This is a genomic window from Chthoniobacter flavus Ellin428 (genome assembly GCF_000173075.1).
In the GTDB taxonomy this organism is placed as follows: Bacteria; Verrucomicrobiota; Verrucomicrobiia; order Chthoniobacterales; family Chthoniobacteraceae; genus Chthoniobacter; species Chthoniobacter flavus.
This window is the reverse complement of the sequence record NZ_ABVL01000002.1, coordinates 98,041-110,145: the sequence shown is the minus strand read 5'-3', so window position 1 is coordinate 110,145 and position 12,105 is coordinate 98,041. Positions and strand designations below refer to the sequence as shown.

At 61.3% G+C, this 12,105-nt stretch carries 9 protein-coding genes and 1 pseudogene; 6 read left to right on the top strand and 4 right to left on the bottom strand.

Annotated elements, in window-relative coordinates; translation table 11 throughout:
• Nucleotides 1-73: 73 nt before the first annotated feature.
• The 3 genes from CFE428DRAFT_RS03320 to CFE428DRAFT_RS03310 all read right to left on the bottom strand — a co-directional run bounded on the left by CFE428DRAFT_RS03320 (nucleotide 74) and on the right by CFE428DRAFT_RS03310 (nucleotide 2,347).
• Nucleotides 74-1,135 (bottom strand): AAA family ATPase, encoded by a 1,062-nt coding sequence (locus CFE428DRAFT_RS03320; RefSeq protein WP_006978018.1) that lies wholly within the window; start codon nucleotides 1,133-1,135, stop codon nucleotides 74-76.
• A gap of 97 nt (nucleotides 1,136-1,232) precedes the next feature.
• A complete protein-coding gene (locus tag CFE428DRAFT_RS03315; RefSeq protein WP_006978017.1) occupies nucleotides 1,233-1,787 on the bottom strand; it encodes an anti-sigma factor in 555 nt (184 codons plus the stop codon).
• 2 nt (nucleotides 1,788-1,789) lie between these two features.
• Nucleotides 1,790-2,347, bottom strand: coding sequence for an RNA polymerase sigma factor (locus CFE428DRAFT_RS03310; RefSeq protein WP_006978016.1), 558 nt, complete (start codon nucleotides 2,345-2,347; stop codon nucleotides 1,790-1,792).
• Between the two features lie 203 nt (nucleotides 2,348-2,550).
• Here CFE428DRAFT_RS03310 and CFE428DRAFT_RS35300 point away from each other — a divergent pair, with 203 nt between their 5' ends.
• The 5 genes from CFE428DRAFT_RS35300 (at nucleotide 2,551) to CFE428DRAFT_RS03285 (ending at nucleotide 8,391) form a co-directional block, all read left to right on the top strand.
• Nucleotides 2,551-2,913, top strand: a complete 363-nt coding sequence (locus CFE428DRAFT_RS35300; RefSeq protein ID WP_006978015.1) for a GntR family transcriptional regulator — start codon at nucleotides 2,551-2,553, stop codon at nucleotides 2,911-2,913.
• Nucleotides 2,910-3,836 (top strand): ABC transporter ATP-binding protein, encoded by a 927-nt coding sequence (locus tag CFE428DRAFT_RS03300; RefSeq protein ID WP_006978014.1) that lies wholly within the window; start codon nucleotides 2,910-2,912, stop codon nucleotides 3,834-3,836. The genes CFE428DRAFT_RS35300 and CFE428DRAFT_RS03300 overlap by 4 nt, the downstream gene beginning before the upstream one ends.
• On the top strand, nucleotides 3,833-5,935 hold the full coding sequence (locus CFE428DRAFT_RS03295) for an ABC transporter permease (protein WP_006978013.1): 2,103 nt from the start codon (nucleotides 3,833-3,835) through the stop codon (nucleotides 5,933-5,935). The genes CFE428DRAFT_RS03300 and CFE428DRAFT_RS03295 overlap by 4 nt, the downstream gene beginning before the upstream one ends.
• Complete coding sequence (locus CFE428DRAFT_RS03290) at nucleotides 5,919-7,958, top strand: hypothetical protein (RefSeq protein WP_006978012.1); 2,040 nt, start codon at nucleotides 5,919-5,921, stop codon at nucleotides 7,956-7,958. Before CFE428DRAFT_RS03295 ends, CFE428DRAFT_RS03290 begins: the two co-directional genes overlap by 17 nt.
• An 85-nt stretch (nucleotides 7,959-8,043) precedes the next feature.
• A complete protein-coding gene (locus tag CFE428DRAFT_RS03285; RefSeq protein WP_006978011.1) occupies nucleotides 8,044-8,391 on the top strand; it encodes a hypothetical protein in 348 nt (115 codons plus the stop codon).
• Between the two features lie 368 nt (nucleotides 8,392-8,759).
• Here CFE428DRAFT_RS03285 and CFE428DRAFT_RS03280 read toward each other — a convergent pair.
• Nucleotides 8,760-10,149, bottom strand: a pseudogene (locus CFE428DRAFT_RS03280) (FAD-binding oxidoreductase).
• Nucleotides 10,150-10,296: 147 nt separating this feature from the next.
• On the opposite strand from CFE428DRAFT_RS03280, the gene CFE428DRAFT_RS03275 reads away from it, so the two are divergent.
• On the top strand, nucleotides 10,297-12,093 hold the full coding sequence (locus CFE428DRAFT_RS03275) for a winged helix-turn-helix domain-containing protein (RefSeq protein ID WP_006978008.1): 1,797 nt from the start codon (nucleotides 10,297-10,299) through the stop codon (nucleotides 12,091-12,093).
• The last annotated feature ends 12 nt before the right edge of the window (nucleotides 12,094-12,105 follow it).

Sequence of the window (12,105 nt, the reverse complement as noted above, 5' to 3'; positions counted from 1 at the left end):
CGGAGCAGATTACGATTAAGATTAGGATTAAGATTAAGAGCTAATCGGCGGTCATTGGTTCCGAGGATACGGTTTAGAGCACGCGTTTCGATTCGCCGCGCGGCACCGCCTTGACGATGCGCGAGATGATGTCGTCCACCTTGATGCCCTCGGCTTCGGCGTTGAAAGTCGGCACGACGCGATGTCGCAACACCGGCAGCGCGAGCGCCTCGATATCATCATCGGTGACGTGGAAGCGTCCGCGCAACACCGCGCGCACTTTCGCCGCGAGGACGATGTTCTGGCAGGCCCGCGGGCCGGCCCCCCAATCGACGAGATCCTTCACCCACGCCGGGGCATCGGGATTGTTCGGCCGCGTGAAACGCACGAGATCGAGCACGAAATCCATGACGTGATCGGGCACCGGCACCTTGCGCACCACGCGCTGCAATTCCTGGATCTGCTGGCCGTGAATGACCGGCTGGAGGTCCGCCTCGAAAGTGCCCGTAGTCCGTGCGATAATCTGCCGCTCATGCTCCCGCTCCGGATAGTCAACCTTCACGAGGAAGATGAAGCGGTCCTTCTGCGCCTCGGGCAACGGATAGGTCCCTTCCTGCTCGATCGGGTTTTGCGTCGCGAGCACGAAGAAAGGTTCCTCGAGTTTCAGCGTGTGACCGCCGACCGTCACCGAGTGCTCTTGCATCGCTTCGAGCAGCGCGGCTTGCGTCTTCGGTGGCGTGCGGTTGATTTCGTCCGCGAGCAGCATCTGGGTGAAGATGGGCCCGCGTTGGAAAATAAACTGTCGGCGGCCGGTGGCCGGATCTTCCTGGATGATGTCCGTGCCGGTGATGTCCGCCGGCATGAGATCGGGCGTAAACTGAATGCGGCGGAAGGAAAGATCCATCGTCCGCGACAGCGAGCGGATCATCGCCGTCTTGGCCAGCCCGGGGACGCCTTCGAGCAGGCAGTGACCGCCTGCGAGCACCGCGATGACGAGTTGCTCGATGACGTCCTGCTGGCCGACGATGAATTTCCCCATTTCGTCGACGATCTTTTTGTATGCGTCCACGAGCATGGTCGCAGCGGCTTTGTCATCGATGGGAGCACTAGCCGCGGGTGCGGGCCTTTCGGCACTGGAGGGCGTTCGGGTGGACATGGGAAGAAGAGAGAGTGTTTCTAGAAACTAAAACGCCGTTCGGCAAGAAATGCGACGAACGGCGTGAAGGGCGTGCGGAAATGCACTCGCGGGCAAATTATGGCGTGAATTCCAAACCCGCGTGAGGCGCTTCCACGTTGAAGGAAGCCGGCGGACCAAACACCGCGGCGCCAGCGGGCGGCTGCGAGGGCAGCCACTTGCCGGGATCCTCAGTGAGCTTACGGAAGTTCGCCAACTGACTGACAAAATCTTCGCCCTCGGCCGTGGCTTGCATGACCGAAGTGTTCACCTGGCTGGAAACGCGCGTCACATGATCCACCGCCGCCTTCGGCAGCCACACATCCTTGCTCACGAAAGCCAGCGCCACCGCGGCGGCGGCCGCGAGCACACGCACGGAGCGGTGCAGAAAACGATTCGGCACGTGGACATCGAGCAACTTGACGTGCTGCTCATCGGTGAGGGAAAGCGGAACGTCGCCCTCTCTGCGTTCAAACGCTTCCTCGATCATCAGCCCAAGGTCGATCGTCTTGTAAACGTCTTCCCGGCACTCTTCCGAAACGGCGAGCATCGATTCGACATACAAGCGCTCCTCAGGACCGAGCTCATTCAGCGCGTAATCCGTCAGGTCTTGGTCTGACAGTTTTCCTCTCACGATCAAGCCACCCCTTTCTTCAGGTAAATAATCTTCTCGTCCTTGTCGTCGCGATCCATCTTCCCGCGCAGATTGCGCATGGCCGCGTTCAGCAGGAAGCCCACATTGCCCACGCTCAACCCGGTGATCTCGCTGATCTCCTGGTAGGAATGGTGATGGTGGAACCGCAGACGGACGACTTCGTATTGGTTCTTCGGCAGCTCTTTCACCAGCTCCATGAGGCGCTCCACGCGTTCCTTGCGCTCGAGCTCCATCAGCGGCGTCAGGCCTTCGCAGCGCTTGGTCTCAAACTCCTGCGCTTCGACGTAAATGTAACGATCCTCTTTCTTCAGCGACTTCAGCGCGCAATTGCGGCACACCGTGAAGAGCCACTGCGAAAGATGCCCCTCGATATTCTCCTGCTCCTGGTTGTGCAGGCGCATGAAGGTCTCCTGCACCACATCCCGCGCCCGTTCGATCTCGCCCACGATGCTCATCGCATACTGCAAGAGCGGGCGTTCGTAACGTTCGAGGGCACTCTGGACCCAAGCGGCTTTCTTTTTCTGTTTATTGCCAAACATTGTGGTGGGATTCTGGAGGTGGACTTCGGTGTAGATAATCAGGCTGCGTCCCTTTTGCTGGTACTTTTTTACAGTTTTTGAAAATATTTCGCAAAAGACGTCTTGCCATACTGTGTGTATTAGTTAATTAATACACTCATGTCGCTCGGAATTTCCATCGCTCCAGCCAGCGATATCCCCATTTTCGGCAAATCGTTCAGCAGGTGCAGCAGGCGGTGGCCCTCGGTCGGCTACAGGTAGGCGACCAGCTTCCGGCCATCCGGGTTCTTGCCGAAACGCTGGTCATCAACCCCAATACCGTCGCCCGCGCGTATCAGGACATGATCCGCGATGGCGTCCTCGAAAGCCGCTCGGGCCGCGGAGTCTTCGTGTCGCAAAAACGTCAGGTTTTCGCCGACGCAGAACGCGAACGCCGTCTGCGCCTGGCCACCGAGCAGCTCTGCCACGAGGCCATCCTCCTCGATTTCGATCTCTCCCAAATCCACGCCACCCTCGACGAAACCTGGTCCGGCCTGAGGAAGGCCGTCGCCGCGAAATCCCCCGACGCCAAAGGAGCCCACTCATGAACACGTCACCGGTTATCGAAATCGACCGTCTCACGAAGTATTACGGCACCCGCGAAATCGTTCGCGACCTGAGCTTGAAAGTGCCCGCCGGCACCATCTATGGCTTTCTCGGTCGCAACGGCATGGGCAAGACGACGACGATTCGCATCCTCCTTGGGTTCGAGGATCCCACCCGCGGCGGCACCCGGGTCTTCGGCCAGGATTCCCAGTCACTTTCGCCCGAGACGCGCGCCCGGATTGGCTATCTGCCCGAAGGCCACCATGTCTATGGATGGATGACAGTCAAAGAATGCGGCCGCTTCCAGGCGAGCTTCTTTCCGAAGTGGAACCAGGACATTTTCGAAGCCGTCATCACCCACTTCCGCCTCGAGCCGAAAATGAAAGCCGGTCATCTCTCGCGTGGACAGCGCGCCGGGCTCTGCCTCGCAATGACCCTCGCGCCCGAGCCCGAGCTGCTCGTTCTCGATGATCCCGCGCTCGGTCTCGATCCCGTGGCCCGGCGCAGCCTGCTGCAATCAATGCTCTACGTCACGCGCCAGCCAAATCGCACCATCCTTTTCTCGTCGCATCTGCTCTCCGATGTCGAACGCGTGGCGGACCGCATTGCCGTCCTCGATGGGGGCGCTTTGCGCGCCGATTGCACCGTCGAACGCTTCCGCGAAAGCCTGCGACACTATGTCCTGAAATTCGACGATACTCCCCCACCCGCTCCAGCCATTCCCGGCCTGCTCGAAAGCTTCCGCACCGACCGCGAGCTCGCCCTGACCTTCGCCAATGCCACTTCCGACACCGAGGCGCAACTCGCGCGGCTTCAGCCGGCCGACATCGAGCCGGTGCAGATGACCCTCGAAGACGCCTTCGTCAGCTACGTTGGCGAACGCGGCGAAAAAACCTTCTTCATGCGCGACCTCGAGCACAAATGAGCACGCTCCTCTGGAAAGAATTACGGGAGAATTTCAAATGGGCGCTGCTCGCCATGTTCGCTCTCGGCGCGGCGGAACTCCTCGCGCTGTACACGGAGGCCGATGCAGATTACTCATTCAATAACGGCATCACGCTTTGCCACGCTGCGTTTCTCATTCTCACCACTTTCGGGCCGCCGGCCATCGGTCTTCTTCTCGGTTTCCTCCAGATTCTGCCGGAGTTAAATCGCGATCGCTGGGCGGCCCTTTTGCACCGGCCGATCTCCTGGGGCGCACTTTTCTGGGCGAAGGCGGTGGCCGGCGTGCTTCTTTATATCATCGCGGCGGTGATTCCGCTCCTCGTATGCGTCTGGCAGACGGCTACGCCCGGCCATTTCGCCAGCCCTTTCGTCCCGGGTCTCGCTCTCGCCGGAATCGCGGACACCGCCACCGGGCTCGCTTATTATTTTGCCGCGCTCCTCATCGCGCTGCAGGGTGGCCGGATCGCCTGGCGGGTGTTGCCGTTGCTGGCCGCGGTGTATCTTACGTCCTTCGTCCAGAGGGCGGACGATTTTAGCGATGCCGCGTGGGCGGTGTTGGGGATGACGCTGGTGCTTTCTCTCGCGGGCTGGGGTGCCATCTATCGTCGTGATCGGCTGCGCGGGCGGCCTTGGTTCGGCCGGCTCGCTCTGTTCCTCGTCGCCTTTTACGGGTGTTGTGGCTTCGCCGAGTTCGCCCTCTTCGTCTGGAAGCCCGACCGGTGGTACAACTCGGATCGCCCGGAATACCGGGTCAACGAGGAAGGCCGTCCGTTGAAGATCATTTATCGGAGCGGCACCATTATTTCCGTCGAGGAATTGGACGGCAGCGCGCCCAGCGAAGCGAAATACAAGCGGGACCGCGTTCGCTCGCACACCGTCTATTTGAACGAAGCTACTGCCTACATCGGCGATTCTCACCACTATCATCCGCGCGTGGAGCATGAGCAGCGCTATCGGCTCTCCCATACCTATATCGTGCCCGCGGGCACCCATCACCTGCCGCAGCCGGAGAGCTGGTTTTTGCTCCGACAACCGAAGATCCTCGTCGGCATTTCGCTACATCGAAAGACCGTCGCAGCGATCCTCGACTTACACGGTTTCCAGCCGCCCGGAAACCGGCCGGTTCCATTTCCGGTTGATGTCGTGTTCGATACGGTGGCACACGACCGGCTGCTGCAATTCCAGCGAGAGAGCTTGCGCGTCGCCGACTTTGCCGGACGGAGCGTCACCGAAATCCCGTTGCCGGCGTCACCGCCGATCCACGGCGTCGCCAATGCGTGGAATGCCAACGAATTGGAGCAAATCGAGATTTCGGCGGTTGCGCTGCGCGGTTCTCTGGCGATCTACGATCAAAAAGACTGGCACCTGCTGGCCACGCTACCCTACCACCATGATGTCGAGCGCTGGGGGCAAATCTCTGTCGGGGTGAATGTCGCCGGTGATCGCTTCTATCTCCAGTATGAACCCAGCGTCTGGATTCCCTGGCAGGAGAGCGCGGTGATGCCCAGCTACGTCGATGTCATGAGTCGTCAGGGGAAGGTCGAGCATTCCTACACGCTGCCGCCGTTGCCGGTCACTCCGGCGAAGCCGACGCCCGCGGGATACCTTATCGAGGGACTCCGAAGCCCGGTGTTTTTCTTCGGCACCCTGCTTTATCAAAAGCTTGGGGTACTGCTGGGCAATCAAAAGCTTCAAGACGTGTTTGAGGCGCGGATGGGAAGCAACGCGCATGCGGTTCGGGAGACGGCGGTGCTCATCCTGGTCTGTTCGTTGCTGTGCGCCGGTGCAACCCTGGCGGGTGCCCGCCGCCTGCACTTTTCCTGGTCGCAGGCGGCACTATGGGCGGGCGTGGCCCTGGTCTTCAATATCGCCGGCCTCTTGCTCTTCCTCACTGTGGCCGATTGGCCCCAGGTGGTTCCGTGCGCGACCTGTCAGCGACCGCGCCCCGTCAGCCGGCAAACCTGCCCTCATTGCGCGGACGACTGGCCTCCGGCCGCCGCCACCGGCACGGAGATTTTCGATCACGAAGCGCTTTCCTTTTCATCCTGCCCCCCCGGTAAATATGGCGACACCCTTTAAGACGATCCTTTGGAAGGAACTGCGCGAAAACTTCAAGTGGGCCGCACTCGCTGCCGCCGTCCTGACTGTCGCGCAAATTTACGTCCTGCATGTGCAGCCGGATGTGATCATCAATCGCAACACCCATATCACTTTTCTGTTTGGCTGCGCCCTGGCCGGTGCCGCGTTGGGAGCGATCCAAATCCTTCCCGAGCTCAATCGCGATCGCTGGGCCGCGTTGCTGCACCGGCCCGTGCCGCGCTCGACCCTCTTTCTTGGTAAAGTCACCGCCGGATTGCTGCTTTATGCACTGGCCGCGGGCCTGCCATTCCTGGCCAGCGTGCTTTTCGTCTCACTGCCTGGCCTGGTCGCGGCCCCATTCTTTCCCGCGATGGCCGTACCGGCGGCGAGCAATGTCATCTTCGGTATCGTCTTTTACGCCGGCGCCCTGCTCGTTTCCTTGACGCACGGCCGCTGGTATGGGCGACGTGCGCTGCTCGCGCTGTCCGTCCTGCCGTTGTTCTTTTTCCAGCTCGGGACAGACTGGATTTTCCTGCCAGCTCTCGGGATGTCCCTGATCCTGCTCACCGCCGCCTACGGCGCCATGTGTGGCAATGGTTCGGCCAGCCACGCTTTCCCAGCCGCGCGCTGGAGTCTGGCGTTCGCCATGTTTGCCGGCGCGGAGATTTTCATGGGTGTTCTGATGGTGTTGCTGTTGGTACTGTGGGTCGCGCTGCAACCGAATTCCAGTAACCCACCGTCATCGGGAAGTCCCCGGCGTTTCGTGCTCACGAAGGATGGCCAGCCGCTGCTGTCTAGTTATGACGGGGGGCTTCATTTAACTTATCCGGATGGCAGCCCGTTTACCGACAAGAATTATATTGAAAACGCGACGTCGTATCGGTTCGCGCAATTTTTTCCAGTGGGTTGGAATTTGAAAAACTGGCAAGCCGCTTTTGATGCCGCTCTCGCCGAAGATCCGCTCCGAAGAGACCGTTATCTCCAAGTCGCCGCGGGCAACAACGACAATGGAGCGGAATATTGGTATTATCTCGTCCGGAAAAACTATTTCGCCGGTTACGACAAGCTCACCCGCCGTCGCGTGGCGATCTGCGATGTCGAGGGATTCCACTCCGCGGATGCGGCGCCGAAACCTTTTCCCATTCGCCTGGAGCATCCCATCTTCAGCCGGTCCGCGCCGTACTACTATTGGAGCGGCAATCAGCTCTACAGTCTGGATTTCGGCGACCGCACCATGAAGCTGCTCTACACGGCGCCCTTGGGCAGGATTTACGCGAGCGCCCCGGTCTGTGCAGGCGAGACCCCGGTGTATTTGTTACTCGCGTTTGAAAATGCCGTGCAAATTCTCGACCTGCACGGCAAGCCACTGGCTACCGCTCCCTACGGACATGATCCCGCCATCTGGCCCGGTCTTTTTGTGGCGACGGTTCCCGGCGGCGAGCGCGTCTTCATCCTCTACGATCCCAATTTCCAACGCGAGATGAAGCCGGGAAATCCATCCCTGCCATCCTTCGTCGACGAGATCGATCTTCAGGGACGAGTGGTGCGCAGCGACAGTGCCGTGACGCAAGAAGCCTCCCCGCCAGAATCGAATGGGAGCCTCTACCTGGGCTTGGTGCCGCCTTTCGTGAGTGCGCTTTATACCGCCAGTGGAGGCAGGCACCCGGAAGCATATGACACCATTCCGAGCATTCTCTCCGACTTGGGTCGGGCGGCATCGTCGAAATCTTTCTTGGGACTGGTGACGGCACTGAGTGCGGCCTGTGCGGCCATTACCTTTTGGTGGGCCCGCCGCGCTGGCCTGGCGAAAAGGGAAGCCATCCACTGGACCCTCTTTGTCTTCCTCTTCAGCCTGCCCGGCCTGGTCGCGTTCCGTCTCGCCGCGCCGTGGCCGACGCGAGTACCCTGCCCCAGTTGTTCTCGCAAGCGCCCCATCGAAACGGAGGAATGCCCGGCGTGCCATCAGGCTTGGCCGCCACCGAAAACCAGCGGCACGGAGATTTTCGCGGGTCCGATTGGTTAAATCGCTGTTCGCGAGCAACTCTAGAGCCCGGCAAAGGAGAGTCGGAACATTTCCTCGGAATGCCTGGGATCCTAACTGCCCTTTTATGTATGTAGAAAAACAGCATTTTCGCGATTTACGTCGCTTGAGCATCCGCCAATGGATTTCCATGTTGCTCCTTCCGATGTTTTTCCTCCTTTGGGCCGTGGCCGACCCCTATGTCCGCATCAGGGATGACATTGCTTCCTGGACAGTGGTGGCAATCGCAATCCTTTCATTCATCCTTGCTCTCTACTACGGGCACCAGATTAGCCGCCAGCGCGGTATCGAGATCGGCACTCAAGGTTTGACGGGCACATTTTTAGTCAAGCCGACCCATGAAGTCTGGGCGGAGAAAGCGCGAAAGAACGTCGAGCGCTACCACGAACATCACGCCCAAGCACAAGTAGGATAAAGCCATTCTCCTCTTCCTCGCACTGAGCATTGCTCTGGCGTGGTGCATCAGCGGCTTCTATTTCACTCGACGAAAGCTGCGCCACAACGATAGCCCGCCGACCGGACTGCAGGGCGCCTGCTTTGGGTGCGGTGGGAAAAGACCGCTCCAAGTCAGTCTTTCCCGGCGCCGCGCAGGACGCCCTACAGTTTTTGCCTTGGTTGGCTATCTCATGCGTCCCAAGGCCCGTTTGCGGCAGGCATGGTGCCGAACCATCTCATCCTGCCGGGTAGCAAACGATGTCGAAGCCCGGAAATGCGGAGATGGCTGTGCCCGCCGCTGGGTGTGTTGGTTGGGTAAGGCGGCGCGGATCACCGCCTCGGTTGGGTTCACTCGGGTCGGATGTTTTGGTTTTGTCGGAAGAAATTCTCCGGGTCGTAGGTCCGCTTGATCTTCGCCAGGCGCGTGTAGTTCGCACCGAAGGCCCACTTCACGCGATCCGTCTCCTCGGCGGTGAGGAAGTTGGCGTAGGCGCCCCCGTTGGAGTACGGCAGCGTGGCCATAAACACTTCCCGCGTCCAGGCGATGCACGAAAGATCATCACTGCGCGAGGTCCAGCGACCGTGCACGTTCATCATGAAATGAGCGTCGCGATTTCCGTAGGCGGTCGCATTCACCGGCACGCGCCCGGCCTGGCCACCGAGTTGGGCGATGAAGATCTCGCATTCCGGCGAGGGCAATTCTCCCGCCAGGTCGACGATCTGGTCGAAGAAGCCATCCTTCAGCTCGGTGAAGTTGTGCGACTTCCAGTAATTGCGTGCGCCGGCAGTGAGTTGCGGATCGAAGGCCTGCTGCCACGCGGGTGAAGGGCACCATGCCCGACGTGTTCGCCCAGAACGGTGCCGAGATTCGAGAGCGGGGCAATGATCCTGCGGCCGCTTTCCCTCTCGCCCGAGGTAGCAGAGGGCAATGGCCAGGATATCGCGGCCGTGCGCCCCCAGGCGGGAGAAAGGGCAGCGGCGGCGCTTTGCGCAGCACGACCCACGCGCTCAGGTCTTCGGGAGCGGTGGCAATGAATTCACGATACTTCCGCAGCACGGCGCCGGCTTCGGCGCGGGAGTAGACGATCAATCCGGCGAGCACCTCGGGCCCGACCGGATGCAGGGCAAATTCGAACTCAGTGACGACACCGAAATTTCCACCGCCGCCGCGCAAGGCCCAGAACAAGTCCGAGTGGGAACCGGCTCCGGCGTGCAGCGTGCGACCGTCCGCCGTGACAATCCGCGCCGAGATGAGATTGTCCGAGGTGAGGCCGTATTTGCGGCTGAGCCAGCCGAGACCGCCGCCCAAGGCGAGGCCGGCAATGCCCGTCGTGGAATTGATCCCCGTGGGCGTGGCGAGGCCGTGCACTTGCGTGGCGCGATCCACGTCGGCCAGCGTGCAGCCTGGTTGCACCGACGCGCGGCGTCCGCCGGCATCGACCCGCACACTCTTCATCGGCGAAAGGTCGATCATCAGCCCGTCTTCGCAGACCGCGAAACCGGCGATGTTGTGTCCTCCGCCCCGGATCGAAACCTTGAGCCGATTTTCGCGGGCATAATTCACCGCCTGCACGACGTCGGCCTCAGTCCGGCAACGGACGATGGCGGCGGGTCGGCGGTCGACCATGCGGTTCCAAACGGCGCGAGCCTCGTCGTAAGCGAGGTCTCCGGGAAGGAGGACGTCGCCGCTGAGACATTGGTGCAGGGTTTCGAGGTTCTTCAGGGTGGCTGTAGTCATGTCGTTGTCTCGGTGTTTTTTGTCTGACGCCTGGAGGGCGTCGTGTGCCACACCGTCGCTGACGGTTTGCGCAAAGTCCTTTTCAAGACCTGATTATTTCCTTATCTGTAATGATTCGCTCTTGAAACCGGGCGAAACAATCACGCCATGGTGCACCGTTTCCCATCTTTCGAGATCGACGAACCGGCGCGTGAATTGCGAACTGGAAACCGCGTGCTGCCCCTACAGCCCCGCGTCTTCGACCTGCTGGTCTACCTGGTGAAGAACCGCGATCGGGTCGTCTCGAAGGATGAGCTGCTGGATACGCTCTGGGCGGATGTGACCGTCGCCGACGGCTCGCTGCAACGCGCGATCAGCCTCGCCCGGACGGCTCTGGCCGAAGCGGATGCGGCCGATATGATCCGCACCTACGCTCGCAAGGGCTACCGCTTTTGCGATGAACATGCGGATTGCGGCGAAGCGGAAACCGAAACGGAGCATCCCGCCGCGCGCACTGCCTTGGAGCGGGCACACGACGCCTGCCGTCGCTTCGATTGGGCGTCGGCCGTGGCGGCGTTTGAGGAAATGGACGAGATCGCGAGCCTCAGCGCCGACGATTTGCACTTCTGGGCACAAGCCGCGCAACACGCCGGGCAATCCCGCAATGCCATCCCGCCACTCGAACGCGCCGTAGCCGCTTACACGAAGATCGGCGACAAAGTGCGCGCCGCCTGGGTGGCCATTCACCTCGGTCAACTGCGCCTGGAATGGCGCGAGCCGATCCTCGCGAATGGCTGGTATCAACGCGCCGCACGCCTGCTGGAAAACGAGCCGCCCTGCCGCGAGCAGGGTTACCTCGCGCTGCTCGGCTGCCGCATGGTGTTGTATCAGAACAATGTCGAACAAGCCCTGAAATTGGCGGAAAGCGCACGCGAAGTCGGCGAACGCTTCGAAGACTCCGATCTCGAGAGCCTTGGATTGGTCTACATCGGCATGGCGCGTCTTTTCCTCGGCCGCATCCACGATGGCTTGGCGGCGATCGACGAGGCCGGTGCCTCCGTGGCGGCGAATGACCTCAGCCCCTGGGCCGGCGGGCTGATCTATTGCGGCGCGATCTACTCGTGCATCACGCGGGCCGACTGGCAGCGCGCCGGTCATTGGACCGTGCAATTCACCCGCTGGAGTCGCGACAAAGGCATCACCGCTTACCCGGGGCTGTGCCAGATTCATCGTGCGGAACTGCTCTCCGCCCGCGGCGAACTGCGGCAGGCGGAAAAGGAAATCCGCGCGACCTGCGAAATGCTCGCCCAGGATGCGCCGTGGGCTGAAGGAGAAGGCTGGCGCGTGCTCGGCCAGATCCTGCTCGCCAAAGGCGAATTCGAGGAAGCACGCAAAGCACTCGCGCACGCCACCGAGCTCGGCTGGGATTCGCAATTCGATCACGCCCTGCTCCGCATGGTCGAAGGCGATGCCCATGGCGCCGCCAGTTTGCTCTCACGCACGCTGGCGGAGAATGCCTGGTCCGTTCGTTCGCGCCGCGGTCGCACGCTGGCCCAGTATTGCATCGCCGCGGCCACCTCCGGCCGGCTCGACGAAGCGCGCAATGCCATCGCCGAGCTCGAGCGCGATCCCGATCTCGCCTCGACCGCCGCGTTGCAAGCCTACGCGACTCAAGCTCGCGGCGAACTCGCCCTCGCCGAAGGAAATCGTGCCGAAGGCCTCACGCTGTTGCGCGCCGCCTTGCGCGCCTGGACGGAAGTGGAAGTCCCCATCGCCGCCGCTCACACGCGCATGCGCCTCGCCATGCTCCTCGCCGCCGAAGGAGACCGCGATGCCGCCGCGCTGGAACTCAACGCCGCTCACGCCATCTTCCGCCGCTGCGGCGCCGAAGGCTGGATCGTCCTCTGCGGCAAGTTGCAGGCGCATCTTGGCCTCGCCTCGGCGGCGCAGACAGTGAGCTCTTGAACAAATCGGCGA